The 26,173-nt window shown below is 54.9% G+C and carries 23 protein-coding genes; 11 read left to right on the top strand and 12 right to left on the bottom strand.

Features of this window, described 5'->3' with window-relative positions; translation table 11 throughout:
* Positions 1-45: 45 nt before the first annotated feature.
* Genes ssuB through ssuE form a run of 5 tightly spaced genes read right to left on the bottom strand, consistent with a single transcriptional unit; the run spans position 46 to position 4,286 of the window.
* Positions 46-816 (bottom strand): aliphatic sulfonates ABC transporter ATP-binding protein, encoded by a 771-nt coding sequence (ssuB, locus tag ACOTZP_RS14025; protein WP_022647644.1) that lies wholly within the window; start codon positions 814-816, stop codon positions 46-48.
* Positions 813-1,604 carry an aliphatic sulfonate ABC transporter permease SsuC gene (gene ssuC / locus ACOTZP_RS14020; protein ID WP_023299738.1) on the bottom strand — a complete coding sequence of 264 codons (792 nt, stop codon included), beginning with the start codon at positions 1,602-1,604 and terminating at the stop codon, positions 813-815. The genes ssuB and ssuC overlap by 4 nt, the downstream gene beginning before the upstream one ends.
* Before the next feature lie 9 nt (positions 1,605-1,613).
* Positions 1,614-2,759 (bottom strand): FMNH2-dependent alkanesulfonate monooxygenase, encoded by a 1,146-nt coding sequence (gene ssuD / locus ACOTZP_RS14015; protein WP_038415787.1) that lies wholly within the window; start codon positions 2,757-2,759, stop codon positions 1,614-1,616.
* Positions 2,756-3,718 carry a sulfonate ABC transporter substrate-binding protein gene (locus tag ACOTZP_RS14010; protein ID WP_022647646.1) on the bottom strand — a complete coding sequence of 321 codons (963 nt, stop codon included), beginning with the start codon at positions 3,716-3,718 and terminating at the stop codon, positions 2,756-2,758. Before ACOTZP_RS14010 ends, ssuD begins: the two co-directional genes overlap by 4 nt.
* Entirely contained in the window at positions 3,711-4,286 is a 576-nt protein-coding gene (gene ssuE / locus ACOTZP_RS14005) for an NADPH-dependent FMN reductase (protein ID WP_022647647.1), read from the bottom strand. The genes ACOTZP_RS14010 and ssuE overlap by 8 nt, the downstream gene beginning before the upstream one ends.
* A gap of 248 nt (positions 4,287-4,534) precedes the next feature.
* Between ssuE and pyrD the strand changes: the two genes are divergently transcribed.
* Positions 4,535-5,545 carry a quinone-dependent dihydroorotate dehydrogenase gene (gene pyrD, locus ACOTZP_RS14000; protein ID WP_023299739.1) on the top strand — a complete coding sequence of 337 codons (1,011 nt, stop codon included), beginning with the start codon at positions 4,535-4,537 and terminating at the stop codon, positions 5,543-5,545.
* A 166-nt stretch (positions 5,546-5,711) separates the two neighbouring features.
* On the top strand, positions 5,712-6,254 hold the full coding sequence (zapC, locus tag ACOTZP_RS13995; RefSeq protein ID WP_271075169.1) for a cell division protein ZapC: 543 nt from the start codon (positions 5,712-5,714) through the stop codon (positions 6,252-6,254).
* On the opposite strand, the gene ACOTZP_RS13990 is transcribed toward zapC, so the two are convergent.
* Positions 6,251-7,360 carry a YcbX family protein gene (locus tag ACOTZP_RS13990; RefSeq protein WP_032624523.1) on the bottom strand — a complete coding sequence of 370 codons (1,110 nt, stop codon included), beginning with the start codon at positions 7,358-7,360 and terminating at the stop codon, positions 6,251-6,253. The genes zapC and ACOTZP_RS13990 overlap by 4 nt on opposite strands.
* 98 nt (positions 7,361-7,458) lie before the next feature.
* On the opposite strand from ACOTZP_RS13990, the gene rlmKL reads away from it, so the two are divergent.
* The 6 genes from rlmKL (at position 7,459) to rmf (ending at position 15,384) form a co-directional block, all read left to right on the top strand.
* Positions 7,459-9,567: a bifunctional 23S rRNA (guanine(2069)-N(7))-methyltransferase RlmK/23S rRNA (guanine(2445)-N(2))-methyltransferase RlmL gene (rlmKL, locus tag ACOTZP_RS13985; RefSeq protein WP_032622253.1), complete on the top strand. Its 2,109-nt coding sequence runs from the start codon at positions 7,459-7,461 to the stop codon at positions 9,565-9,567.
* A 12-nt stretch (positions 9,568-9,579) separates the two neighbouring features.
* The gene (locus ACOTZP_RS13980; RefSeq protein WP_045308863.1) at positions 9,580-11,487 is read left to right on the top strand and encodes an ABC transporter ATP-binding protein; all 1,908 of its coding nucleotides are present in this window, start codon (positions 9,580-9,582) and stop codon (positions 11,485-11,487) included.
* A 13-nt stretch (positions 11,488-11,500) separates the two neighbouring features.
* On the top strand, positions 11,501-12,754 hold the full coding sequence (pqiA, locus tag ACOTZP_RS13975; RefSeq protein WP_022647652.1) for a membrane integrity-associated transporter subunit PqiA: 1,254 nt from the start codon (positions 11,501-11,503) through the stop codon (positions 12,752-12,754).
* 4 nt (positions 12,755-12,758) lie between these two features.
* Positions 12,759-14,399: an intermembrane transport protein PqiB gene (gene pqiB, locus ACOTZP_RS13970; protein WP_271086672.1), complete on the top strand. Its 1,641-nt coding sequence runs from the start codon at positions 12,759-12,761 to the stop codon at positions 14,397-14,399.
* The gene (gene pqiC / locus ACOTZP_RS13965; RefSeq protein WP_022647654.1) at positions 14,396-14,962 is read left to right on the top strand and encodes a membrane integrity-associated transporter subunit PqiC; all 567 of its coding nucleotides are present in this window, start codon (positions 14,396-14,398) and stop codon (positions 14,960-14,962) included. The genes pqiB and pqiC overlap by 4 nt, the downstream gene beginning before the upstream one ends.
* 254 nt (positions 14,963-15,216) lie before the next feature.
* Positions 15,217-15,384 carry a ribosome modulation factor gene (rmf, locus tag ACOTZP_RS13960; RefSeq protein ID WP_003858162.1) on the top strand — a complete coding sequence of 56 codons (168 nt, stop codon included), beginning with the start codon at positions 15,217-15,219 and terminating at the stop codon, positions 15,382-15,384.
* 71 nt (positions 15,385-15,455) lie between these two features.
* Here rmf and fabA read toward each other — a convergent pair whose 3' ends face one another.
* Together fabA and ACOTZP_RS13950 are read right to left on the bottom strand one after the other, a co-directional pair.
* Positions 15,456-15,974, bottom strand: coding sequence for a bifunctional 3-hydroxydecanoyl-ACP dehydratase/trans-2-decenoyl-ACP isomerase (fabA, locus tag ACOTZP_RS13955; RefSeq protein WP_000227926.1), 519 nt, complete (start codon positions 15,972-15,974; stop codon positions 15,456-15,458).
* A gap of 68 nt (positions 15,975-16,042) precedes the next feature.
* Positions 16,043-17,803 (bottom strand): Lon protease family protein, encoded by a 1,761-nt coding sequence (locus ACOTZP_RS13950; RefSeq protein ID WP_271075172.1) that lies wholly within the window; start codon positions 17,801-17,803, stop codon positions 16,043-16,045.
* Positions 17,804-17,989: 186 nt separating this feature from the next.
* Here ACOTZP_RS13950 and matP point away from each other — a divergent pair, with 186 nt between their 5' ends.
* Entirely contained in the window at positions 17,990-18,442 is a 453-nt protein-coding gene (matP, locus tag ACOTZP_RS13945) for a macrodomain Ter protein MatP (RefSeq protein ID WP_006809347.1), read from the top strand.
* Between the two features lie 65 nt (positions 18,443-18,507).
* On the opposite strand, the gene ompA is transcribed toward matP, so the two are convergent.
* Positions 18,508-19,560, bottom strand: a complete 1,053-nt coding sequence (gene ompA / locus ACOTZP_RS13940) for a porin OmpA (RefSeq protein WP_017384806.1) — start codon at positions 19,558-19,560, stop codon at positions 18,508-18,510.
* Between the two features lie 356 nt (positions 19,561-19,916).
* Positions 19,917-20,426 (bottom strand): SOS-induced cell division inhibitor SulA, encoded by a 510-nt coding sequence (gene sulA / locus ACOTZP_RS13935; RefSeq protein ID WP_032610196.1) that lies wholly within the window; start codon positions 20,424-20,426, stop codon positions 19,917-19,919.
* A gap of 217 nt (positions 20,427-20,643) precedes the next feature.
* On the opposite strand from sulA, the gene ACOTZP_RS13930 reads away from it, so the two are divergent.
* Positions 20,644-21,270, top strand: coding sequence for a TfoX/Sxy family DNA transformation protein (locus tag ACOTZP_RS13930; protein WP_023299743.1), 627 nt, complete (start codon positions 20,644-20,646; stop codon positions 21,268-21,270).
* Here the strand turns inward: ACOTZP_RS13930 and yccS are convergent.
* A complete protein-coding gene (gene yccS, locus ACOTZP_RS13925; protein ID WP_023299744.1) occupies positions 21,227-23,389 on the bottom strand; it encodes a YccS family putative transporter in 2,163 nt (720 codons plus the stop codon). The genes ACOTZP_RS13930 and yccS overlap by 44 nt on opposite strands.
* Before the next feature lie 18 nt (positions 23,390-23,407).
* A complete protein-coding gene (locus tag ACOTZP_RS13920; RefSeq protein ID WP_022647660.1) occupies positions 23,408-23,854 on the bottom strand; it encodes a YccF domain-containing protein in 447 nt (148 codons plus the stop codon).
* A 122-nt stretch (positions 23,855-23,976) separates the two neighbouring features.
* On the opposite strand from ACOTZP_RS13920, the gene helD reads away from it, so the two are divergent.
* Positions 23,977-26,031, top strand: coding sequence for a DNA helicase IV (gene helD / locus ACOTZP_RS13915; protein ID WP_126502944.1), 2,055 nt, complete (start codon positions 23,977-23,979; stop codon positions 26,029-26,031).
* Positions 26,032-26,173: the final 142 nt, after the last annotated feature.

The following is a 26,173-nucleotide window of genomic DNA, read 5'->3' as shown; positions in this document are numbered from 1 at the left end:
GCCCTTGCGCCGTGCTCCCTGTTGAAGAGGGCCGGGGTGAGGGCATCAGGCATTAGCCTTTATCCGCTGAATCTCCGCTTCTCCACGTTTCATCACTCTATCCAGCACTTCCGCCTCCAGCTCCGCCAGTCTGGCCGATCCCACCCGGCGAGGACGTGGAATATCCACCGTCAGATCCAGACCAATTTTACCCTCTTCTATTAACAGCACCCTGTCTGCCATTGCCACAGCTTCGCTTACGTCATGCGTCACCAGCAGCACCGTAAAGCCGTGCGTCTGCCAGAGGGTTTCAATCAGATCCTGCATCTCGATCCGCGTCAGGGCATCAAGCGCGCCGAGCGGTTCATCCAGCAGCAGCAGACCGGGACGATGAATCAGCGCGCGTGCCAGGGCCACGCGCTGCTTTTGTCCACCCGACAGGGCCGCAGGCCACTCTCCCGCACGATTCTCCAGCCCGACGGCGGCGAGTGCCTGCCGGGCGTCCTCCCGCCAGCTGCCCTTCAGGCCCAGCCCGACGTTATCCATCACCGTTTTCCACGGCAGCAGACGCGCGTCCTGAAACATCATGCGCGTATCATCCTGAATCGTGGACAGCGGCGTGGTGCCTGCCAGAATGTCACCACTGTTTGGCGCCTCCAGCCCGGCTAAAAGACGCAGCAGGGTACTCTTGCCGCCACCGCTGCGGCCAACAACGGCCACAAACTGTCCGGCAGGAATATGCAGATCCAGTGCATTCAGAATGGTGTTGTCGCCGTAGCGTTTGGTCACGCCGTTCAGCAGTAACGGTGTTCCCTGGTTCAGTCGTGCAGTATTCATGCTTTCGCCTCCTGAGCGGTGTAGGCCGGGTTCCAGCGCAGCCAGCTACGTTCCAGCCACTGGGCGCTGACGTCCGCAAGTTTGCCGAGCAGGGCATAAAGGATAATGGCAACCACCACCACGTCCGTTTGCAGGAACTCGCGGGCGTTCATCGCCAGATAACCAATGCCGGAGTTGGCCGAAATGGTTTCCGCCACAATCAGGGTTAGCCACATCAGGCCGAGCGCAAAACGCACCCCAACCATAATGGAGGGCAGGGCGCCCGGCAGGATCACATGGGTAAACAGGGCAAAACCTGACAGGCCATAGCTGCGGGCCATCTCAACCAGACCGCGATCGATATTGCGGATCCCATGCCAGGTATTGATATAAATCGGGAATAATGTTCCCAGCGCCACGAGGAAAATTTTGGCGCTCTCATCAATGCCAAACCACAGGATAACCAGCGGAATAAGCGCCAGATGCGGCACGTTACGCAGCATTTGAACGGAGGTATCCAGCAGCCGCTCACCCCAGCGGGACAGGCCGCTGATCAGCCCCAGCGTCAGGCCGATGCTCCCGCCAATCGAAAAGCCGATTACCGCGCGCCAGGAGCTGATGGCAAGATGTTGCCACAGCTCACCGCTGGCGCTTAGCGACCAGAACGCTTCCACAACGCCCTCCGGAGAGGGCAAAATACGGCTCGACAGCCAGCCAGTTGAAGACGCCAGTTGCCAGACGAGGACAATTCCGACGGGCAGAAACCACGGTGCGGCGCGCAGCAGCCATTTTTGTGCGGTTGAAGACATGGTGGCTCCTTAACTTTGCGCGACTTTTCTCGGGATAAACGCATTCGCCACGGCTTCGCCCTGCAACTGAAGCTGACGTGGCTGCGGAATCTCCGGGATAGCGACATCCAGGTGCGGGAAGAGCAGTTCACCCACCTTGTAGGCCTCCTCCAGATGCGGGTAGCCAGACAGGATAAAGCTGTCGATCCCCAGCGCCGCGTATTCATTAATGCGTGCCGCTACGGTTGGACCATCGCCGACCAGCGCCGTACCGGCGCCGCCGCGCACCAGACCCACCCCGGCCCACAGGTTCGGGCTGATCTCAAGATTTTCACGCTTGCCGTTGTGCAGGGAGGCCATTCGGTGTTGGCCCACGGAGTCGGTTTTGGCAAACGCCGCCTGTGCTTTGGCGATAGTGTCGTCGTCCAGATGAGCGATCAGACGGTCGGCGGCTTGCCAGGCCTCGTCGTTGGTTTCGCGTACGATCACGTGCAGGCGAATGCCGAAGCGCACCGTACGGCCATGTTCTGCGGCTTTGGCGCGTACCTGAGCAACTTTCTCTTTAACCAGCTCCGGTGGCTCGCCCCAGGTCAGATAGAGATCGACCTGCTCAGCCGCCAGCTCCTGCGCCACGTCCGACGATCCGCCGAAATAAAGGGGAGGGCGCGGCTGCTGTACCGGCGGGAAGTAGAGTTGCGCATCGCGAACGTGGATATGTTTTCCTTCGAAGGTGACGGTTTCCCCTTCCAGCAGACGTCGCCAGACGCGGGTGAACTCTGCGGAGGCTTCATAGCGCTCGGTATGATCGAGAAAAACGCCATCGCCCGCCAGCTCCTGCGGATCGCTGCCCGTCACCAGATTGAACAGCGCGCGGCCGTTGGAGAGCCTGTCCAGCGTTGCCGCCTGGCGTGCCGCGACGGTGGGCGACACCACGCTTGGGCGCAAGGCTACCAGGAATTTCAGGCGCTGGGTGACGGGGATCATCGACGCGGCAACCAGCCACGCGTCCTCACATGAACGGCCCGTCGGGATCAGCACCCCGGTAAAACCGATGCGGTCTGCCGCCTGGGCGATCTGCTGTAGATAGCCGTGATCGACCGGGCGGGCGCCTTCTTCTGTGCCAAGATAGTGTCCATCACCGTGGGTGGGTAAAAACCAGAAAAGATTCAGACTCATGATTTTTTTCCTTCAATGCCAGCGGGTTGCCAGATGCGTTCGCGAATATTCACCTGCTTTGGAACCAGGCGGTTTTGATAAAAGAGGTCTGCCGTTTGCTGCTGGAGGGCGGCAACGTGGGCGTCAACCGGCGCTATGGTGGTGGGAGGACGGTGGTCAAGATAGGTGGCGATCACCGGTTCAGGCAGGCCCATGGTTTTTGCCAGTAGCGTGATGCTCTGCTGACGCTGGCTTTGGGTCAGCGCATCGGCCTGAGAGAAGGTATCCAGCACCTGCTGAATAAATGCGCCATTTTTTTCAGCGTAAGGACGTGCCGCCAGGTAGAACGAACCGGTTTGTTTCAGGGTGGTGCCGTCTTTCAGCACCCGCACACCGCCCTGCAACAGTGCGGCGGAGTAGTACGGATCCCAGATAGCCCAGGCATCAACATTTTTTTGCTGAAACGCCGCGCGCGCATCGGCAGGCGTCAGGTAAACGGGCTGGATATCGGTGAATTTAAGGCCGGCCTCCTGCAACGCGCGCAGCAGCAGGTTGTGCGAGCTGGAACCTTTCTGGAAAGCAACCTTATGGCCTTTGAGATCGGCGACGCTTTTGATCTCGCTGTTTTCCGGCACCAAAATAACCTCTGCCTTCGGCTTGGCGGGTTCAACGCCAACGTAAACCAGATCCGCCCCGGCCGCCTGGGCAAAGATCGGCGGGATATCGCCGGTGCTGCCTAAATCAATACTCCCGACGTTCAGCGCCTCCAGCATCTGCGGTCCGGCAGGGAACTCGACCCATGAGAATTTGGTCTGCGGGAAACGTTTCTCCAGCAACGCATGGCTTTTCGCCAGCACCATGCTGACGCTGCCTTTCTGATAACCGATACGCAGGCTCTCCGGCGTTTTCTCCGCCGCCTGAGCCAGCGATGCCACTGCCAGCAGACCTGCCAGCCCGATACGGGTAACTGTTTTAAACATGCGCCACTCCTTGTGATTGATGAAATGCCGCCGCGTGGCGATCCCGACGATTAAGGGCGTGCCAGAATGTTTCAAGCGCGCTGTCGAGGCGGGTTTGCAGATTCGGCGTGAAATGCGGTTTATGCTGGTAGTCGATTACCTGTGAGTCGTCAGCGAAGACGCCATGCAGGATCTCCTGCGCTTTCAGCGCGTTCAGAACCGGCTTGAGGGCATAATCCACCGCCAGTAAATGGGCTACCGTACCGCCTGTGGCCAGCGGCAGGACGACCTTACCGTCCAGCGCGCGTTCGGGCAGCAGATCGAGCAGCGTTTTCAGTGCGCCGGAAAAAGAGGCTTTATAAATTGGTGTCGCGACGACCAACCCGTCAGCACGCTTAAGTTGTTCGATCAGGGTTTTCAGCGCCGGGCTGTCGAAACGGGCGTAGAGCAGATCTTCAGGCGCGAAATTGTGCAAATTCCAGTGACACACTTCGACATCCAGAGCATTAAGCTTTTCGCGAGCGTATTCCAGCAGTGCGCTGGATCGAGAGGGGAAGCGGGGGCTTCCGGCTAGGGTAATGACGCGCATGGTTGCTCCTTATAACTAATTGTTTGCTTTTATCTAACATTCATAACAATTTTCAGGAGTGTGACATTGCGTGGTTATTCCACTAAATGATTTATCCTCAGGATGAATGCAGAAAAAAGCATAAGAAGCGAACCGATAAGTAAACGATTGCGTTTTACATGGCTTTTTTGCCACAGGTCAATTCCCTTTCCGGGCGGGATCGCACATAATCCCCTCCCGGTTTGCACACCGGGAATCCAGGAGAGTTCATGTACTACCCCTTCGTTCGTAAAGCCCTTTTCCAGCTCGATCCTGAGCGCGCTCATGAATTTACATTTCAGCAGTTACGTCGTATTACAGGAACGCCTCTGGCCGCGCTGGTGCGTCAAAACGTGCCGGAAAAACCTGTCCAATGCATGGGCCTGACGTTCAAAAATCCACTGGGCCTTGCGGCCGGTCTGGACAAAAATGGCGAATGCATTGATGCACTCGGCGCGATGGGCTTTGGCTCGATCGAAATCGGGACGGTGACGCCGCGTCCGCAGCCGGGAAATGACAAGCCACGTCTGTTCCGCCTGGTTGAAGCCGAGGGGCTGATCAACCGCATGGGCTTTAATAACCTTGGCGTCGATCATCTGGTTGAGAACGTTAAGAAAGCCCATTTTGATGGTGTGCTGGGTATTAATATTGGCAAAAATAAAGACACGCCAGTCGAGCAGGGTAAAGATGACTATCTGATTTGTATGGAAAAAGTCTATGCCTATGCCGGTTATATCGCGGTGAATATATCCTCGCCTAACACCCCAGGGCTGCGTTCATTACAATATGGCGAAGCGCTCGACGATCTTCTTGGCGCCATTAAAAATAAACAAACGGCACTACAGGCGATCCACCATAAATATGTTCCGGTCGCGGTTAAGATCGCCCCGGATCTTTCGGCAGAGGAATTGATCCAGGTTGCCGACAGTTTAGTTCGCCATAATATTGATGGTGTGATTGCGACCAATACAACGCTCGATCGCTCCCTCGTCCAGGGAATGAAAAACTGTGACGAAGCGGGTGGATTAAGTGGCCGTCCGGTACAATTAAAAAGCACCGAAATTATTCGCGCACTCTCCGCGGAATTAAAAGGCCAGCTGCCGATTATTGGCGTGGGTGGCATTGACTCCGTCATCGCTGCACGTGAGAAGATGGCGGCAGGGGCTTCACTGGTGCAAATTTATTCCGGCTTTATTTTTAAAGGGCCGCCATTGATTAAAGAAATTGTCACGCATATCTAATCTTTTCTCTTAATCAGACAACCAGGGCTTTATTTCCAGCCCTGGTTGTTTTATATTCCGTCATTGTTGCTTATTTAGACATTATAGTCTTTTATTACTAGTGTTATAAGCGAAGCGGCAAACAGGACATTTTTAGTACAGGACGTTTTGGGGACGGGAGAGAAACATGCTAATTAAACCTGACGATAACTGGCGCTGGTATTTTTGTGACGAGCATGACCGTATGATGCTTGACTTAGCCAATGGCATGTTGTTTCGCTCTCGTTTTGCGCGCCGAATGTTAACGCCAGACGCGTTTGCTCCCTCAGGCTTTTGCGTTGACGACGCTGCACTCTATTTCTCTTTTGAAGAAAAATGCCGCGACTTCAATCTCTCCAAAGAACAGCGCGCTGAACTGGTACTAAATGCGCTGGTGGCGATCCGTTTCCTGAAACCACAAATGCCGAAAAGCTGGCATTTCCTCGCGCACGGTATGAGCTGGACCCCGGCTATCGGCGATGCGGCCAGCGTCAATCTGAGCGATACCGAAGAAGAGGTGAATTTGCTGGTGGTTGAACCCGGTGAAAACGCTGCGCTCTGTTTGCTGGCCCAACCCGGCGTGACCATTGCCGGGCGAGTCATGCAGTTAGGTGATGCCATCAAAGTGATGAATGACAGGCTGAAGCCTCAGCTGCGCGTCGATTCCTTCAGCCTCGAACAGGCGGTTTAAGCTTCCAGCTGTACGGATGTTTTCGGTACACAGCTACAGCACAGGATCGTGCCGTCACTGCCAATCGCAGATTTCTTCAGGGCACTCACTTCACCATCGACCAGTTTAATGCGACAGCATCCGCAAATCCCCGCGCGACAGGAATAAGGTACGCGGATACCCGCCTGCTCCAGCTGTTCCAGTAGCACCTGCTGATTGTTACCACGAATAACTTTGCCTTCCCAGTGAATATCCACCGCGGAAGCGACGTTGGTGACAACGTCAACCATTTCTTCTTCCTGGCCTGCGCCGTACACTCTTGCAGGCCCGCGGGTAAGAATTTCGACCTCGTCGCCCACGCGGATTACGCCGCTGGAGCGGGGGATCAGGTTCTGGCCGAAGTCGACATCACCGTTATCCTGCGCGGTACGAAATGACTGCAAGGTTTTCAGCGGTTCGCCGGAAGGGTGTTTCTGGCCTTTCTCCGGGCTTACGGTGGTAAAAATACAGCGGCTGCACGGCTTCACGACATCAAAGATAACGCTGCCGATGCGGATCACTTTCCACGTATCTTCATCCCAGGCATCCGCTCCGGTCACCACCAGATTCGGGCGAAACTGCTCCATCTGCACGCTGGCTTTGCAACGGGTTTGTAAATCACGCAGCGAGGCCTCGCTGGTCAGCAGGAAGGGAAAACCATCCGCAAAGGAGAGGGGAACCGCGTCGTGGCGTTTCACGCGACGAGTCAGCGCAGGCCCAACCCAGCGCAGCTGAACGTCACGTGAGAAAAAGCCGCTCAGCCACTGGTTAATGTTATCCGGCGCGATACGCGCGGTAAAATGATTGCCCCACACTTCCGTTGGCGCATCAACCGGCGCAAAATCAGCAAAGCGGATCACGACGCTTGAACCGTCTGGCGCGGTCAAATGCAATCCGTCATGAAGCGGGGAAGGCGTAAAGCGAACCATCTGCGGGAACTGACGTGCGGTGATGAACGTACCGTCAGGCTCGGTGATCATAAAAATACGATCGAAGGCGAATCCGCTCATATCGGCCAGCGCGTGCGTCACGCCGATACCGCGCATGGATTTCACCGGATGAATAAAAAGCCTGGATAACGTCGCCACTGCACACTCCCGCTAAATAAAATAAGCCTTCAACTTTATGACATACACGCCATATTAGCTATAATGCGCGACAATTTTCTATGAGTAAAAGTGACGATATGAATTCTCTGTTTGCCAGTACGGCCCGTGGGCTGGAAGAGCTGTTAAAAACTGAACTGGAAACCCTGGGCGCGAAAGAGTGCCAGGTGGTTCAGGGTGGTGTCCATTTTGAGGGCGACACGCGGCTTATTTACCAGAGCCTGATGTGGAGCCGTCTGGCGTCGCGCATCATGCTGCCGATGAAAGAGTGCAAGGTCTACAGCGATCTTGATCTCTACACCGGTGTACAGATGATCGACTGGACAGAGATCTTCACCCCGGACGCCACCTTTGCGGTGCATTTCAACGGCGTCAACGATGAGATCCGCAACAGCCAGTACGGTGCCCTGCGCGTCAAAGACGCCATTGTGGACTGCTTCACGCGTCGTAATAGAGAACGTCCGAACGTTGATCGTGAAAACCCGGATCTGCGTATCAACGTCTGGCTGAACGGCGATACTGCCAGTATTTCCCTGGATCTGAGCGGCGCAGGCCTGCATCTGCGCGGCTATCGCGATCGCACCGGCATGGCCCCAATCAAAGAGACACTGGCCGCCGCTATCGTGATGCGCTCCGGCTGGCAGCCGGGTACGCCGCTGCTCGATCCAATGTGCGGTTCCGGTACGCTGCTGATTGAAGCCGCGATGTTGGCCACCGACCGCGCGCCAGGGCTGCATCGTGGACAGTGGGGCTTCAAAGGCTGGGCGCAGCACGATGAAGCCCTCTGGAAAGAGGTCAAAGACGACGCGCAGACCCGTGCCCGTAAAGGGCTGGCGGAGTACACCTCTCACTTTTACGGTTCGGACAACGACCCACGGGTGATTGAACGCGCGCGCAGCAACGCCCGTCGTGCCGGTATCGGTGAGCTGGTGACCTTCGACGTCAAAGATGTGGCGAACCTGACCAATCCGCTGCCAAAAGGCCCGTACGGTACGGTGATCAGCAACCCGCCGTATGGTGAGCGTCTTGGCAGCGAGCCAGCGCTGATTGCGCTACACAGCCTGCTGGGCCGCAACATGAAAGCGCATTTCGGCGGCTGGAACCTCTCCCTGTTTAGCGCCTCGCCGGAGCTGCTGAGCTGCCTGCAATTACGTGCCGATCGCCAGTTCAAGGCGAAAAACGGCCCGCTGGACTGCGTGCAGAAAAACTACCATCTGGCAGAGATAGCAGCGGACAGCAAACCGTCTGGCGTGGCGGAAGATTATGCCAACCGTCTGCGCAAAAACCTGAAGAAATTTGAGAAGTGGGCGAAGCAGGAAGGCATCGAATGTTATCGCCTTTACGACGCTGACCTGCCGGAATACAACGTGGCGGTTGACCGCTATGCAGACTGGGTGGTGGTTCAGGAATACGCCCCGCCGAAAACCATTGATGCGCAAAAAGCGCGTCAGCGTATGCTGGATGTGATTGCGGCCACCATCGCCGTACTCGGCATTTCGCCAAACAAGCTGGTGCTGAAAACCCGTGAGCGTCAGAAAGGCAAAAACCAGTATCAGAAGATGGGCGAGAAGGGCGACTTCATCGAAGTGGGCGAATATAACGCGCGCCTGTGGGTTAACCTGACCGATTACCTTGATACCGGTCTGTTCCTCGATCACCGCATCGCCCGCCGCATGCTGGGACAGATGAGTAAGGGCAAAGACTTCCTGAACCTGTTCTCCTATACCGGCAGCGCCAGCGTTCATGCAGGGCTTGGCGGGGCGCGTAGCACCACCACGGTCGATATGTCCCGTACTTATCTGGAGTGGGCAGAGCGCAACCTGCGTCTTAACGGCTTAACCGGTCGTCAGCATCGCCTGTTACAGGCCGACGTGCTGGGCTGGCTGCGCGATACCGACGAGCAGTTTGACCTGATCTTTATCGATCCGCCGACCTTCTCTAACTCCAAGCGTATGGAGGATAGCTTTGACGTTCAACGCGATCACCTGCGCCTGATGACCGACCTGAAGCGTCTGCTGCGTAAAGGCGGCACCATTATGTTCTCGAATAACAAGCGCGGATTCCGCATGGATCACGACGGCCTGGCCGAACTGGGACTGAAAGCACAAGAAATCAGCCAAAAAACGCTGTCTCAGGACTTTGCCCGTAACCGTCAAATCCACAACTGCTGGCTGATCTCCGCGGTCTGAAAGGAAAAATAAATGTCTTTAATTAGTATGCACGGCGCGTGGCTCTCTTTCAGCGACTCACCGCTTCTCGATAATGCAGAGCTGCATATCGAAGATAACGAGCGCGTCTGTCTGGTCGGCCGTAACGGCGCAGGTAAATCGACGCTGATGAAAATCCTCAACCGTGAGCAGGGGCTGGACGACGGCCGTATTGTTTACGAGCAGGATCTGGTCGTCTCTCGTCTGCAACAGGATCCGCCGCGTAACGTTACCGGCAGCGTGTACGATTTTGTGGCCGAAGGGATTTCAGAGCAGGCGGAATACCTCAAGCGCTACCACGAGATTTCGCATCTGGTCATGACCGACCCGAGCGACAAAAATCTCAACGAACTGGCAAAAGTGCAGGAGATGCTCGATCACCACGGCCTGTGGCAGCTGGAAAACCGCATTAACGAAGTGCTGGCTCAGCTTGGCCTGGAAGCGGATATGGAGCTGTCGGCGCTCTCCGGCGGCTGGCTGCGTAAAGCCGCGCTGGGCCGTGCCCTGGTGAGCGGGCCCAGGGTACTGCTGCTGGACGAACCAACGAACCACCTGGATATCGAAGCGATTGACTGGCTGGAAGGGTTCCTGAAAACTTTCAATGGCACCATTATCTTCATCTCCCACGACCGTTCGTTCATCCGCAACATGGCCACGCGCATTGTCGACCTCGACCGCGGCAAGCTGGTGACCTATCCGGGCGATTACGATACCTATCTGCTGGAGAAAGAAGAGAACCTGCGCGTGGAAGAGCTGCAAAACGCCGAGTTCGACCGCAAGCTGGCGCAGGAAGAGGTATGGATCCGTCAGGGCATCAAGGCGCGTCGTACCCGTAATGAAGGCCGCGTTCGCGCCCTGAAGGCGATGCGCCGCGAACGTAGCGAACGCCGTGAAGTCATGGGTAGCGCCAAAATGCAGGTGGAAGAGGCGTCCCGCTCGGGCAAGATTGTCTTCGAAATGGAGAACGTGAGTTATTCGGTTGACGGCAAAGTGCTGGTGAACGATTTCTCCGCACAGGTTCAGCGCGGCGACAAAATTGCGCTTATTGGTCCAAACGGCTGCGGCAAAACCACGCTGTTGAAACTGATGCTGGGCCAGTTGCAGGCCGACAGCGGTCGTATTCACTGTGGTACCAAGCTGGAAGTAGCGTACTTTGACCAGCATCGCGCAGAGCTGGATCCGGACCGTACGGTGATGGACAACCTCGCTGAGGGCAAACAGGAGGTAATGGTTAACGGCAAGCCGCGTCACGTGCTGGGCTACCTTCAGGACTTCCTGTTCCACCCAAAACGCGCCCTGACGCCTGTGCGCGCGCTGTCCGGCGGTGAGCGTAACCGTCTTTTACTGGCGCGCCTGTTCCTGAAACCCAGTAACTTACTGATTCTCGATGAACCGACGAACGATCTGGATGTCGAAACGCTGGAACTGCTGGAAGAGTTGATTGATGGCTATCAGGGAACCGTGATGCTGGTCAGCCACGATCGTCAATTTGTCGATAATACCGTGACCGAGTGCTGGATCTTCGAAGGCGAAGGACGCATCGGTCAATATGTGGGCGGCTATCATGACGCGCGTGGACAGCAATCGCAGTCGCTGGCGCAAAAACAGGCGAAGACCAAAAATGTCGCTGAACCTGTTGTTGTGAAAGCAGAAACTGTCAAAAAGTCTCCTGCTAAAATGAGCTATAACTTGCAGCGCGAGCTGGAAGGGCTGCCGCAGCGTCTGGAAGAGCTGGAAGCGGCACTGGAAGCACTGCAAATTCAGGTCGCTGATGCGTCATTCTTTACGCAGCCTCACGACTATACTCAGAAAGTATTGGCTGAACTCTCCCAGGCCGAGCAGGCGCTGGAAGAGGCATTTGAGCGCTGGGAGTACCTTGAGTCTCTGAAAAACGGCGCATAAACAGGGATAATCTATGTGTGACCAGCACCATGCCGATCGGCATATTTTATGCTCGCAATGCGATATGCTCGTGGCGTTGCCAGAGCTTGGTCACGGACATAAGGCTGCCTGCCCGCGCTGCGGAGCTACGCTGACGACCGAGTGGGACGCGCCAAGGCAGCGTCCTACGGCTTACGCGCTGGCAGCCCTGTTCATGTTACTGCTCTCCAATCTCTTCCCTTTCATCTCTATGAAAGTGGGTGGGATGGTAAGCCAGGTGGAGTTACTTGAAATTCCAGGCGTGATGTTCTCGGAAGATTACGCCAGCCTTGGCACCTTCTTTCTTCTGTTCGTGCAGATAGTCCCGGCTTTTTGCCTGGTCGTCATTCTGCTATTGGTCAATCGCGTCAGGATGCCCACCGCCCTTAAAATCAAACTCGCGCGGATCCTGTTCCAGCTGAAAAGCTGGGGGATGGCGGAAATTTTTCTGGCGGGTATCCTGGTCAGCTTCGTGAAGCTGATGGCCTACGGCGATGTGGGGATTGGCAGTAGCTTTATTCCGTGGTGTCTGTATTGCGTGCTGCAACTGCGCGCTTTCCAGTGCGTGGACCGACGCTGGACCTGGGACGATATTGCCCCGGCACCGACGCTCTCGCAGACGGTAAAGGTGGGCGTACCGGGTATCCGTCAGGGGCTGCGCTCCTGCTCCTGCTGCACCGCCGTGCTGCCCGCGGATGTCGAGGTGTGTCCCCGCTGTGAAACAAAAGGTCACGTCCGACGCAAAAATAGCCTGCAATGGACCATGGCGCTGCTGGTGACCTCTGTCATGCTTTATCTGCCCGCCAATATTTTGCCGATCATGATCACCGATCTGCTCGGCGACAGAATGCCCTCGACCATCCTTGCCGGGGTGATTTTGCTGTGGAGCGAAGGGTCATACCCTGTTGCAGGCGTCATATTTCTCGCCAGCATTATGGTTCCGACCTTAAAGATGATTGCCATTGCCTGGCTTTGCTGGGATGCAAAAGGGCACGGTAAGCGTGACAGTGAGCGCATGCATCTGATTTATGAGGTCGTGGAATTTGTTGGCCGTTGGTCGATGATTGACGTGTTCGTGATTGCGGTTCTCTCAGCGCTGGTGCGTATGGGTGGGCTGATGAGTATTTATCCCGCTATGGGAGCGCTGATGTTTGCTTTGGTCGTCATTATGACCATGTTTGCGGCCATGACCTTCGACCCTCGTTTATCGTGGGATCGTGAGCCCGATTCAAGCCATGAGGAAGAGTAAGAGCATGGAAAATAAGAGTGGAGAGGCTAAAGTGCAGAAGGTCAGAAACTGGTCGCCGGTGTGGATTTTCCCCATCGTGACCGCGCTGATCGGTGCATGGATCCTGTTTTATCATTACAGCCATCAGGGACCGGAAGTCACGCTAATTACCACCAATGCAGAGGGAATTGAGGGCGGAAAAACCACCATCAAGAGCCGCAGCGTGGATGTGGGTGTCGTGGAAAGCGCGACCCTGACGGATGATTTAACCCATGTTGAAATTAAGGCCCGCCTGAATGCTGGCATGGAAAAACTGCTCCATGAAGATTCCGTTTTTTGGGTGGTGAAACCGCAGGTCGGAAGAGAAGGGATCAGCGGCTTAGGGACGCTATTGTCAGGGGCTTACATTGAACTCCAGCCCGGCAATAAAGGCGCCCAGCCAGCAAACTATCAGTTGCTGGATTCACCGCCGCTTGCGCCACCGGATGCAAAAGGGATCCGCGTCCTTCTGGACAGCAAAAAAGCGGGCCAGCTCTCGCCGGGCGATCCGGTGCTGTTCCGTGGGTATCGTGTCGGTTCGGTTGAAACGAGCACCTTCGATCCGCAAAAACGGACCATCAGCTATCAGCTATTTATCAATGCGCCTAATGACCGACTGGTGACCAGTAACGTTCGTTTCTGGAAAGACAGTGGGATCGCTGTGGATCTCACCTCTGCGGGGATGCGCGTTGAGATGGGTTCACTCACCACGCTGTTTGGTGGGGGCGTCAGTTTTGACGTGCCGGAAGGTATAGATCTGGGACAACCGGTGGCGGAAAAAACCGCGTTCAGACTGTTTGACGATCAAAAAAGCATTCAGGATGCGCTCTATACCGATCACATCGATTATCTGATGTTCTTTAAGGACTCTGTACGCGGCTTGCAGCCAGGGGCGCCAGTTGAGTTCCGCGGTATCCGTCTGGGTACAGTGGGGCAAGTGCCTTACTTTGTTCCGGGACTCAAGCAAATGCTTGATGATGATTATCGTATTCCGGTGCTGATACGCATTGAGCCTGAGCGTTTAATTAACCAGATTGGTGAGGATCAGGATATTGGGGAGCATATCAGCGACCTGATGAATCGCGGTCTGCGTGGCTCGCTGAAAACCGGCAACCTGGTGACAGGGGCGTTGTATGTCGATATGGACTTCTATCCAAAAGCGCCACCTATGACGGGAGTCCGTGAATTTGGCGGCTACAAAATCATTCCTACGGTTAGCAGTGGCCTGGCGCAGATCCAACAGCGTCTGATGGAAACGCTGGATAAGATCAACAATCTGCCGCTGAATCCAATGCTTGAGGCTGCGACGGGATCACTGCATCAGAGCCAGGCGACGATGCAACGTCTGCAAACCACCCTGGATAATATCAACAAGATCACGGCCAACCAGTCCATGCAGCAGCTGCCGCAGGATATGCAGAAAACGTTGCGTGAACTGAATCGCAGTATGCAGGGCTTCCAGCCGGGCTCAGCGGCCTACAACAAGATGGTGGCGGATATGCAACGTCTTGATCAGGTTTTACGCGAGCTACAGCCCGTTCTGAAAACGCTCAATGAAAAGAGCAACGCGCTGGTGTTTGAAGCGAAAGATAAAAAGGATCCTGAGCCTAAGAGGGCGAAACAATGAAAAAATGGCTAATCATCGCAGGCGCACTGGTATTAACGGCCTGTAGCTCTGGAAGCGATAACAAAAGCTACTACCAGCTGCCGTTAAGCGCGCAGTCGGGGGCGCAGAGCAGCGCCTCGCAGGGCAGCCGTCTGCTGTGGGTTGAGCAGGTTGCCGTGCCAGATTACCTGGCGGGCAACGGGGTGGTCTACCAGACCAGCGATGTGCAGTATGTAATCGCCAACAATAACCTGTGGGCCAGCCCGCTGGATCAGCAGCTACGCAATACGCTGGTGGCGAATCTGAGCAGCCAGCTCCCCGGTTGGGTCGTTGCCTCGCAGCCTCTGGGAAGCGATCAGGACACTCTGAATGTTAACGTGACGGGATTCCATGGCCGCTATGATGGTGCCGTTGTTATCAGCGGGGAGTGGCTGCTGAATCACCAGGGTCAGCTGATTAAGCGTCCTTTCCATCTTGAACTCAAGCAGCAGAAAGATGGCTATGACGAAATGGTGAAAGTACTTGCGCAGGGATGGGCACAGGAGTCGGCTACTATAGCAAGAGAGATTTCCCGCCTGCCATAAGTAAAATTCATCGACGAAAGCCGCACTCAGCTTCTTGCTGATTGCGGCTTTTTTTTCGTTTTACGTTCAGGTTGTTACTTGTCCCGCATCACACTTTTTGTACAAACGATCTTCCATGTAGCTCACAAATATGACACCCGTATGAATTTTGAACGTTGACGCTGACGCAGATTCGGGGTATTCGTTAACTGTGCTTGCACATATTGCAACCACTGTTTTCTTTCCACCAGACAAAAGAATGAGGGAAACGAGGCATGAAGAGACAGAAACGAGATCGCCTGGAAAGGGCTCATCAACGTGGTTATCAGGCTGGCATCGCCGGACGTTCTAAAGAAATGTGTCCCTATCAGGCCCTGAATCAAAGGTCCCAATGGCTAGGGGGCTGGCGAGAAGCCATCGGAGACAGGGCAGTACTTGCTTGATACCGTCTCTTTAAAAAGAAACCTCCGCAATGCGGAGGTTTCGCCTTTCTGGAAGGGGCTAAAAGCCGTTATCAGAAAGCGGAGGTATCCTGGAACAGACCCACTTTCAGGTCGTTCGCGGTATAGATCAGACGACCATCAACCAGCACTTCACCGTCCGCCAGGCCCATAATCAGACGGCGGTTAACGATGCGTTTGAAATGGATACGGTAGGTGACTTTCTTCGCGGTAGGCAGAACCTGACCGGTGAATTTCACTTCGCCTACGCCCAGCGCACGGCCTTTGCCTTCACCGCCAAGCCAGCCCAGATAGAAGCCAACCAGCTGCCACATGGCATCAAGGCCCAGGCAGCCAGGCATTACCGGATCGCCAATAAAGTGGCAACCGAAGAACCACAGGTCCGGGTTGATATCGAGTTCTGCTTCTACGTAACCCTTATCAAAGTTGCCGCCGGTTTCGGTCATTTTCACGACACGGTCCATCATCAGCATATTTGGGGCTGGTAACTGCGGGCCTTTCGCGCCAAACAGTTCACCGCGACCAGAGGCAAGAAGGTCTTCTTTAGTATAGGATTCGCGTTTATCTACCATGTTCTCAGTAAGCCTTATTTTAGTGAAGGACGCAGGATAGCTAACACGTGTACGCTGAACAAGTCCGATCAGTTCGCACTAAACCAACTTAACCAGCGTAACGGCCACGGATAACGATGACGAGCATCCTGCTGTGTCGCCTGAGCTATACGTTCCTGAATGGTCTGCATCAGGGTTGTCTGGCCTTCGCCGTCCCAGACCAGTTTTGTCAGTAAGGGTAGTGCATCCTCAACCCCTTCGATGGCCCAGACGGTGAATTGTTCCTGCTCTACCGCATCCAGAATCGCCTGGCTCAGGCTCAAATGGCGAGCGTTAGGTGCCGGAATAATCACGCCCTGTTTGCCGTTTAAACCGCGCTGCTGGCAGATTGCGAAGAAGCCTTCGATTTTCTCATTCAGTCCGCCCACCGGTTGGGCACGGCCAAACTGATCCACGGACCCGGTAATCGCAATATTCTGGTTAATCGGCACGTCTGCAAGCGCGCTGATCACGGCGCACAGCTCTGCCATTGAGGCGCTGTCGCCGTCGACTTCACTGTAGGACTGCTCAAAGGTCAACGAGGCAGAGAAGGGGATCTGCTGCTCGAGCTGAAGTTCAGACATCAGGAATGCCTGCATGATCATCATGCCTTTAGCATGAATGTTTCCGCCCAGTTCGGCCTTGCGTTCGATATCGGTAAATTCGCCGTCACCAATGTGTACGACACAGCTGATACGGGAAGGCTCACCAAAGGCGCGCGGGTGCCCGGGGAACTCGATGACGGACAAGGCATTGATTTGCCCGATACGTTCGCCTTCGGTCTCCACCAGAATCTGTTCAAGCAGAATTTCATCCTGCATACGGTCAGCAAGATAGCCTTCGCGCCATTCACGCTGGGCCAGCATCTGGCACAGTTGCTCACCGTTGAACGTACCGTTGCCGCTGATAGCGCCCACTTCACGCAGTTGTTTACCGATCCAGAGCGGACAGAGCGGCAGGGTTTCCTGATCGCCGGTGTAGCGTACGGCCTCGCGGATTAAGCCCGGCCACGCATCCTCGGCAGGTGAGGGCAGCGCGAAACGTTCCGCCACGGCCATAACCCACTGACACCACTGCGCCATGTCATCGGCATCTGCAATCTGAATATTGTCTTCAAATTCGCTGTAAACCGCCTGCTCCGCGAGTTCTGGCTCCATTTCCTGGAAGTCAGCCAGTGATTCACGGTCACCCGTCAGCACGACGGTCAGCGACAGCGGCATAGACGGAATGGAAACAGGCAGAGGACGTGAATCGTCGAAGCCTACCCAGTCAAAACGTTGCTGCGTCACCACCGTTTTCAGGCGCATCCACAGCAGCGGCTGCGCAAGCAGTGTGCGAAGGGAGATGAGCAATACGCCGCCATTCGCGCGGTGTACCAGCCCGGGTTGCAGTGAAACATCGCCATTGAACTGACGAAGGCAGCCGAACAACTGTTCTGCTTCCACCCAGTTGGCGGTGATCACCTCGCTTTTTGCAGCGAACAATCCATCTGCCTGCGTGGCAGGTTCGAATGTCACGTCGCGACCGGCAATATGATACTGACCACCAAAAACGGCATTCGTTTTTGGCTGCAACTGGCGCATGGCATCACCGAGAAGCGTCAGATACTCGGCTTCTTCCGGGGCTTTGAGCAGCATGAAAGGAGATGTAGCCCATGGGGATGACATCTGCTCCAGCGCGTAATGCAAACGCGGTTGTGTCTCGCTAAGTATGAATTTGTGTTCTTTTGTGAGGTCTGGCTGTGCAAACAGCTCCTGATAGCTCTCGGTATCCGGAACCAGGTCACGCCATGCAAGTTTCGTAATGGTCAAAGTTGATGTTTTTTAGTCAGAAGTAAAACCGTGGAGTATACCGTAAGCGGCGCACTCTGCCCAATCAGGATTCGGGTTTTCGTCATGCGGATCGCCTGCGACGTTTCACAGGATATGATTTCTTTTCAGCAGATTGCCAAAAAACTGATATTCTGAACAGAGTTACACGGTAACACTGAGATCGCAATGAAATATCAACAACTGGAAAACCTCGAAAGCGGCTGGAAATGGAAGTACCTGGTCAAAAAGCACCGTGAAGGGGAGCTGATCACCTGCTACATCGAAGCCAGCGCGGCACAAGAAGCTGTGGATATGTTGCTGACCCTCGAAAACGAACCGGTACAGGTCAACGGCTGGATCGAGAAACACATTAATCCGGCCTTGTTAAACCGGATGAAGCAAACTATCCGAGCTCGTCGTAAACGGCATTTCAATGCCGAGCATCAGCACACCCGTAAGAAATCCATCGACCTGGAGTTCATGGTCTGGCAGCGTCTGGCCGGGCTTGCGCAACGGCGCGGGAAAACCCTGTCGGAAACGGTGGTGCAGCTGATTGAAGATGCCGAGCACAAAGAGAAGTATGCCAGCCAGATGTCGACGTTGAAAAACGATCTACAGGCACTGTTAGGTAAAAAATAAGCTTTTTACTTTTCTTCAGATAATAAAAAACCCCGCATGGCGGGGTTTTTTTATAAGACGATAACTTATGCCGCAGGCTGAGTTACAACGTCTTTGATACCTTTAACTTCGATCTCTACGCGACGATCTGGTGCCAGGCAGTCGATCAGTGCAGCGCGTGGTTTCACGTTGTCACAGGTAGAACCGGTAACTGGGTTAGATTCGCCCATACCACGTGGGGAGATCTTGTTAGCTGGGATACCTTTAGATACCAGGTAATCAACTACAGACTGAGCACGTTTCTCAGACAGACCCTGGTTGTAAGCGTCAGAACCGATACGGTCGGTGAAGCCCAGAACCACTACAGAACCGTCTTTAGGATCCAGGTTGCTCAGCTGGGTGTACAGCTGATCCAGTGCCTGCTGACCTTCTGGTTTCAGGGTAGCTTTGTTGAAGTTGAACAGAACGTCAGACTTCAGAGTGAAGTGCTTGGTCTGTACTTCTGGCGCTGGAGCCGGAGCTGGAGCTACGACTGGCGCATCTTCCTGCTGACCGAAACGGTAAGAAACACCAACGCTCAGCATGCCGTTGTCTGGACGAACACCAACGGTAGCACCGTCACCGATGTTGTTAACCCACTGGTATTCCAGACGGGTAGCGATGTCACGGGTCATTGCCCACTCAACGCCACCAGCGAATACTGGGGAAACACCAGTGTCGTGGTCGTCACCAGCGATGCTGTTGCTGGAGTCTGCACGCCATACCATGCCGCCCAGACGGGTGTACACGTCCAGATCGTCAGTTACTGGGTAACCCAGTTTAGCGGTCAGCTGTACGCCTTGAGCTTTGAAAGCGCCATTTACTTTGTCGCCTTTGTAAGGCATACGACCTAACCAGTCGTAACCCATTTCAAAGCCAACATACGGGTTAACCTGATAGCCACCGAACGCACCTGCACCCAGCTGGCTCTCGTGAGTAGGGCCATCGTTGTTCAGGCTGCTGTTGTACCAACCGGTGTCATGGAACTGAGACCAGCCCAGTTTACCACCTGCATACCAGGTATTATCTTTCGGAGCGGCCTGCGCTACGGTAGCGAAGCCAGCCAGTGCCACTGCAATCGCGATAGCTGTCTTTTTCATTTTTTGCGCCTCGTTATCATCCAAAATTTGCCATGAATATCTCCATCGGAGGAATCACGGTTAAATCCTTCACCGGGGGGCGTGGTCAAATATAAACCTACCGATATCTTCGGCTTAGGCCGAGCACCCCTGGCGATGTAAAGTCTACAACGTAGCTGAAAACTTACAAGTGTGAAGTCCGTCAGGCATATGAAAAAAAAAGTTCCGTATACCTAATATTTAACAATTTTTGAACGAATTTTGTGCAGTAAAATTAACGAGAACCGCGTCAGACAAGCCTTGCCGCAGTTTTGGCGCGTTGAACTTTTTTTGCATACTGCGGTCGAAAAAAATTCCAGGAAAACTCTTAAAATGACTCAATGGTACACATTTGAGTGAATTTTTAGCCCGGGATGTTGTCCTCTGCGATAGGAATCTCCACGAACTGGCCGCATGATGAAACCCATCGCGTTACCTTCTTCAGCCGCTTCAGTCAGACGCAAATGTTCCTCTTGCGACAGATCCTCAGGCAACCACCCAATCACGACGCTATAGTTCCCGGTACGTAATGCCCGGACCATCGACTCGACCGTATCGCAAGGGGAGAGTTGATTAATCTGCATCACCTTCGCTAACGGCAGCCCAGCCGACTGAACCCATTCGCGACTTAATTTTTGCTGTGGCGTCAGCCAGAGCTGCCAGCGAGACTGTTGCCCGAGCTGCTGCAAAAGCGGCAGGAGTAAGAGTTGTGTCAACAGCGGCTGGTCTTCACGGTAAACCACTTCACTGATAAGCCCTGTCGATTCACGCCCGATAGAATTCTGCGCAGCATTGCCTGCGGCAGAAGTAGAAGGTGTTAAGTGATTTGCATAGCCTGAAGTGTACATATTCATTCCAGCCCTGTAGTTACTGTATGGATATACAGTAACCCCTGTATGCATAAAGATCAACCTCATTTTCGGAAAGCGACTCGCAAATTTCATCCATTCCTGGTGAACCTGAAAAAATCATCTTGCCCAACGGCAATAAGTTGCCTATTTTCCTGCTAACGGATCCGTTAGTAAGAAATATCGTGGTTACTGTATGATTTTTAATGGAATTATCATGAAAAAGATATCTTATGATCGGATTTATCAATCTCAAGAATACCTCTCTCCGCTGGGCGAAATTCATCATCGCGCCCTGTTTGGCGGTTATACCCTGGCCGTGGATGAAGCGGTGTTCGCGATGGTGTCTGACGGTGAGCTTTACCTTCGCGCCTGTGAGCAAAGTGCAAAATACTGTGTAAAAAACGCCTCTTCTTTTCTGACCCTGATGAAACGAGGACGTCCTGTGCTGCTTAATTACTACCGTGTGGATGAAGGTCTGTGGCAAAACAGGGAAAAACTGCTTCAGCTCTCCTCGTTTGCGCTCGATGCCGCCAGGAAAGAGCGCTACCAGCGCCATCAGCGTAACCGGCTTAAAGATCTGCCGAACCTGACCTTTCAGATTGAGGTCCTGCTTATGGAGGCGGGCATTACCAATGAAGAGACGCTACGACAGTTGGGGGCGAAGACGAGCTGGCTGAAAATGCGCTCTAAGAATAAAGCGCTGAGTATCCGGGTATTGTTCGCGCTTGAAGGCGCGATTGAAGGGTTACATGAAGCGGCACTCCCGGCGGATATTCGCCGGGAGCTTACGGAGTGGTTTAATGCGCTGCCTGAGTCGCAGGGCCATCATTCCGCCAGGTAGCGATCTGCTGTCGCAGCCGACAAATTTCCGGCAGCAAAGCGATAAGCAGGCCAATTTGCTGAAGGACCAGCGGAGCTTTGTTGTCGGTGCCTGGATCAAGGTGTGCGATACGTTGCACCAGTTCATCCAGTGCCTGGTGAACCCGTGGCTCATCCGCAGGTTGATGATGAAGCGCATCATCAACGTAGCAAACGGCATCGTCCAGTAGTGCCAGGATGCCCGGATTCGTCAGTTTCTCTCGGTGGGCGCCAAGGGTAGAGATATAGCTGGTGAACGTGTGGTTCAGACACAGCAGGCGGAAGGCTGTCTCCCGGATTTCTGCCGTGGCGCGCGGCTCAGTTGACATATTCGAGACAACGGAAGCCAGCTCTGCGTCAGTGTTATGCGCATCGCGACGGGCAATCCGATAGGCCAGACGGTTATCGCGACCTTGATGGTACTGCTCAAGAATAGCGTCCAGATAGCGGCAGTTGGCGTTCATTGCTCTGTCGGACACGCGCGGTAAATTTCGGAAACGCCAGTCCGGCCAGATAAAGCTCACCGCCGCCCAGGCGATGGCGCAGCCGATCAGCGTGTCGATCACACGGGGGAGGGCCACTTCAAAGCCTTCACCCAGCAGATTGAAGCAGAGCAGCACAAGCAGCGTGATGAACATCGTGGCGTGGGCATACTGCACATTGCGGAAGGCGAAGAACAGTACCCCGGTAATCACAATCAGGATCAGTTGCCCTTCTACTGAGGGCACAAAATAGAGCACCGGCAGCCCGATGGCGACCCCGACTAACGTCCCGACAATACGCAGCGCGAGTCGATGGCGGGTAGCGTTATAGTTCGGCTGGCAGACGAACAGGCTGGTCAGCAGGATCCAGTAGCCGTGGTGCAATCCTGTTATCTGGATAAACGCGTAGCCAACGCACAGTACCAACGACATCCTTACCGCATGGCGAAAGAGGGCGGATTCCGGCGTAAAATGCCGGCTCAGGCGCAGCCATATATCGCTGAAACCGTTGAGACTGTCGTCGGCAAGCTGGTTGTCAGCGTCATTGCCCGGCATCGCCATCGCCTGTTCAGACTCAATGGTGGCGAGCTGAGCATCGATTGCTCTCAGGTTGTTGAGCAGGAATCCCAGGGCTTTGAACTGTTCCGGCGAAGTTCCACTGGCCTGAACGCGATCGAGCGCCGCATCCAGGTGGCTGAATGCACGTTCAAAGCGAGGATCGTGCTGATAGGGCGTGCGCAGCAGTATTGAGCGCGCAAGTTGCTGGCAGGCCTGAGACTGCATCGACAGCAGACGCTGGAAACGGAACATCACGTCGCTGTAGCGGAATTTCTCGCGCAGGTCAGCGTATTGCACATGCGAGGAGCTGGCGCGCTCGTGAATATCCTGGGCAACAAAGTAGTAGTGCAGGGTGCGCCGGGTACCGCGCTGACCGCGATCGCCGCGCAGACGGGTGAGCAGAGACGCTTTGGTCTGATTCAGCGTGGCGACCAGTTGGCCATTTGCCAGCGCCAGATCGTACAGGGGCGCCTGGCTGTCCTCTTCGATATCCGGATCAAACAGCCGGGATTTCAGCTCCAGATAGTGGGCCAGCTGTTCGTAACTGCGGGCAATGTTGTCCTGTAAGGCACGAACCGGAAAAATAAGATGCCCGGTTAAGGTCAGCAGGTTATACCAGATAGCGCCCAATAGCAGCAGGACCGGTTGCTGATACCACTGATCGTAAAGAGAGACGCCCAGCATGGTGTAAATGGCAATCAGCAGGGCGCCAAACGCGATAGTGGCGTAGCGTTGCCCGAGGCCGCCGAGCAAAATGAAGCCGCTGGTGGACACCGTCAGCCCTAAGGCAAACAGCCAGGGCCACGGGAAAAGCAGCTCAACGGAGGCGGAAGCAATAAAGAAGCAGACCAGCGTGATGACCAGATTACGCAAACGACCGGCCAGGCGGTCGTCGAGATCCGCCAGCGCGCCGGCCACCACCCCAAGCGTGAGGGGGATGGTGAGCTTCACATCATTCAGCCACCACGGCAGAGCGACGGTGCCGCAGAGGGCGATAAATATCCTGACGTTATACAGCCAGTTACTGTTCCATGTATAGCGACGAAGCAGGGGGCTTAGCATGAGAGCGGCCAGTCCTTATTACTGAAAACGACGACGGGCATTGGCTTCACGCGCGGCTTGCGCCACTTCGACCGGAACAACTCGGCGTCCTACCGGCCACAGGGCGATGGTGGCAATTTTGAAATTAGCGAGGCCAACCGGAATGCCAATAATCGTAATGCACTGGGCGATACCGGCGAATATATGCATCAGACACAGCCACCAGCCAAAGAAGATTAGCCATAAAATATTCAGCAGCGTGCCGCCGGTATTCATCAGGGCATTTTTTCTTTCCGGCTCCAGTTCATCCACGTGCACGGCTTCATTTCCATAAGGAACGAGGGACAGTTTGGTGATTTCCCAGCAGGAGCGCGTCAGCGGAAGGGTGAAGATAAGCACGATGCTCACCAGGGTGGCAAAAAGCCAGGAAAGGGTGGTGGCAAAACCGCCAAGGACAAAATTCAACACATTCAGAACGGTACGCATAAACCCTCATTTCCTTCGATATGATTAACGCCCGGTGATTGTAACGTTTTTTTGGGCTGGAGCACCTTAAAACTGGCAGTTAAACTGTCTGACAAATTATGACCTCGTGGATCCGGCAGGATATGGAACTGAAAGCAACTTCAATGGGCAAACGCCTGGCGCAGCACCCTTACGACAAGGTTGTGCTTCTTAATGCGGGAGTGAAAGTCTCCGGTGAACGCCACGAATACCTTATTCCGTTTAATCAGCTACTGGCCATTCACTGTAAACGAGGGCTGGTATGGGGGGAGCTGGAGTTCGTTCTGCCGGCAGAGAAAGTGGTGCGACTCCACGGGACCGAGTGGGCGGAAACCCAACGCTTCCACCATCATCTGAACATGCGCTGGCACCAGTGGAGCCAGGAGATGAGCGTGATTGCCGCACAGGTGCTGCATCAGGTGCTGGACGATATCGCGCTAAGCAATACGCAGCAGAAGTGGCTGACGCGCCAGCAAACCGCCGGGCTTCAGCAAAAAATCACCCAGGCGCTGACGGCATTGCCTTTACCGGTGGCGCGGCTTGAGGAATTTGATAACTGTCGCGATGCGTGGCGGAAGTGTCAGGCCTGGCTTAGCGATATCGAGAAAAGCCGTCTGGCGCATAACCAGGCCTGGACTGAGGTGATGCTTACGCAATATGCCGATTTCTTCAGTACGGTGGAATCATCGCCCCTCAATCCTGCCCAGGCGCGCGCAGTGGTGAATGGCGAGCACTCTTTACTGGTGCTGGCAGGCGCAGGGAGCGGCAAAACGTCGGTGCTGGTGGCGCGCGCGGGCTGGCTTCTGACAACGGGCGAGGCAGTTGCCGACCAGATTTTGCTGCTGGCTTTTGGTCGCAAGGCGGCGCAGGAGATGGATGAGCGCATTCAGGCGCGTTTGCATACCCAGGATATCTCGGCGCGCACGTTCCACTCCCTCGCTTTACACATTATTCAACAGGGCAGCAAAAAAGTCCCTGTTGTCAGCAAGCTGGAGAATGATGCTCAGGCTCGCCAGGCGCTGTTTATTAAGGCATGGCGTCAGCAGTGCAGTGAAAAAAAGGCGCAGGCGAAAGGTTGGCGTCAGTGGCTTGAAGAGGAACTCAACTGGGAGGTGCCGGAGGGCAGCTTCTGGCAGGATGAAAAGCTGGCGCGCCGGCTGGGCTCTCGTCTCGACCGGTGGGTAAGCCTGATGCGCATGCACGGCGGCTCTCAGGCGGAGATGATAGAAAGCGCACCGGAGTCGATCCGCGCCGTGTTTTCTAAGCGGGTTAAACTGATGGCGCCGATGCTGAAAGCGTGGAAAACCGCGCTGAAAGATGAAAACGCGGTCGATTTTTCCGGGCTGATCCATCAGGCCATTATCATTCTGGAGAAAGGGCGCTTCGTCAGCCCGTGGAAACACATTCTGGTAGATGAGTTTCAGGATATCTCGCCGCAGCGCGCTGCGCTGCTTTCGGCGCTGCGGGCGCAGAATAAACACACGTCGCTGTTTGCTGTGGGCGATGACTGGCAGGCTATCTACCGCTTCAGCGGGGCGCAACTTTCCCTCACGACGGCCTTCCATCACTATTTTGGGGAAGGCGATCGCAGCGATCTGGACACCACCTACCGCTTCAACTCGCGGATTGGTGAAATTGCCAACCGTTTTATTCAGCAGAACCCGCATCAGCTGTCGAAGCCGCTTAACAGCCTGACGTCGGGGGATAAAAAGGCCGTCACGCTGCTGGCGGACGATCAGCTGGAACCGCTGCTGGATAAACTGAGCGGCTATGCGAAACCGGATGAACGGATTCTGGTCCTGGCGCGTTATCACCACCTCAAGCCGACGGCGCTGGAAAAAGCGGCAACGCGCTGGCCAAAACTACAGCTCGATTTTATGACCATTCACGCCAGTAAAGGGCAGCAGGCCGACTACGTAATTGTGGTGGGGCTGAAAGAGGGGAGCGACGGTTTCCCGGCACCGGCGCGGGAATCCGTGATGGAAGAGGCGTTATTGCCTGTTCCGGAAGATTTCCCGGATGCAGAGGAGCGGCGTTTACTGTACGTGGCGATAACCCGCGCGCGGCATCGCGTGTGGCTCTTGTTCAACAAAGAGGAGCCGTCAGTGTTTGTCGATATTTTGAAAAGTATTGACGTGCCGGTGGCGAGAAAGCCGTAACGCGCCGGGCAAATTCTGTAGGCCCGGTAAGCGCTGGGTATGAACCGGAAACATGGGTAACACTTTAGACCGGATACATGGGTAACAGTTATAACTGGCATAGAAGAGGAGACTCGCTATGCCCTGGACTGAGACCCGACCT

The organism is Enterobacter cloacae complex sp. SYL001, from assembly GCF_049237025.1.
Classification (GTDB): domain Bacteria; phylum Pseudomonadota; class Gammaproteobacteria; order Enterobacterales; family Enterobacteriaceae; genus Enterobacter; species Enterobacter intestinihominis.
This window is presented reverse-complemented; position numbering and strand designations above follow the sequence as displayed.

Bases quoted from the DNA above. Each gene is read 5' to 3' on its own strand.
- ssuB (WP_022647644.1), bottom strand. From the start codon at position 816: ATGAATACTGCACGACTGAACCAGGGAACACCGTTACTGCTGAACGGC.
- ssuC (WP_023299738.1), bottom strand. From the start codon at position 1,604: ATGTCTTCAACCGCACAAAAATGGCTGCTGCGCGCCGCACCGTGGTTT.
- ssuD (WP_038415787.1), bottom strand. From the start codon at position 2,759: ATGAGTCTGAATCTTTTCTGGTTTTTACCCACCCACGGTGATGGACAC.
- ACOTZP_RS14010 (WP_022647646.1), bottom strand. From the start codon at position 3,718: ATGTTTAAAACAGTTACCCGTATCGGGCTGGCAGGTCTGCTGGCAGTG.
- ssuE (WP_022647647.1), bottom strand. From the start codon at position 4,286: ATGCGCGTCATTACCCTAGCCGGAAGCCCCCGCTTCCCCTCTCGATCC.
- pyrD (WP_023299739.1), top strand. From the start codon at position 4,535: ATGTACTACCCCTTCGTTCGTAAAGCCCTTTTCCAGCTCGATCCTGAG.
- zapC (WP_271075169.1), top strand. From the start codon at position 5,712: ATGCTAATTAAACCTGACGATAACTGGCGCTGGTATTTTTGTGACGAG.
- rlmKL (WP_032622253.1), top strand. From the start codon at position 7,459: ATGAATTCTCTGTTTGCCAGTACGGCCCGTGGGCTGGAAGAGCTGTTA.
- ACOTZP_RS13980 (WP_045308863.1), top strand. From the start codon at position 9,580: ATGTCTTTAATTAGTATGCACGGCGCGTGGCTCTCTTTCAGCGACTCA.
- pqiA (WP_022647652.1), top strand. From the start codon at position 11,501: ATGTGTGACCAGCACCATGCCGATCGGCATATTTTATGCTCGCAATGC.
- pqiB (WP_271086672.1), top strand. From the start codon at position 12,759: ATGGAAAATAAGAGTGGAGAGGCTAAAGTGCAGAAGGTCAGAAACTGG.
- pqiC (WP_022647654.1), top strand. From the start codon at position 14,396: ATGAAAAAATGGCTAATCATCGCAGGCGCACTGGTATTAACGGCCTGT.
- rmf (WP_003858162.1), top strand. From the start codon at position 15,217: ATGAAGAGACAGAAACGAGATCGCCTGGAAAGGGCTCATCAACGTGGT.
- fabA (WP_000227926.1), bottom strand. From the start codon at position 15,974: ATGGTAGATAAACGCGAATCCTATACTAAAGAAGACCTTCTTGCCTCT.
- matP (WP_006809347.1), top strand. From the start codon at position 17,990: ATGAAATATCAACAACTGGAAAACCTCGAAAGCGGCTGGAAATGGAAG.
- ompA (WP_017384806.1), bottom strand. From the start codon at position 19,560: ATGAAAAAGACAGCTATCGCGATTGCAGTGGCACTGGCTGGCTTCGCT.
- sulA (WP_032610196.1), bottom strand. From the start codon at position 20,426: ATGTACACTTCAGGCTATGCAAATCACTTAACACCTTCTACTTCTGCC.
- ACOTZP_RS13930 (WP_023299743.1), top strand. From the start codon at position 20,644: ATGAAAAAGATATCTTATGATCGGATTTATCAATCTCAAGAATACCTC.
- yccS (WP_023299744.1), bottom strand. From the start codon at position 23,389: ATGCTAAGCCCCCTGCTTCGTCGCTATACATGGAACAGTAACTGGCTG.
- ACOTZP_RS13920 (WP_022647660.1), bottom strand. From the start codon at position 23,854: ATGCGTACCGTTCTGAATGTGTTGAATTTTGTCCTTGGCGGTTTTGCC.
- helD (WP_126502944.1), top strand. From the start codon at position 23,977: ATGGAACTGAAAGCAACTTCAATGGGCAAACGCCTGGCGCAGCACCCT.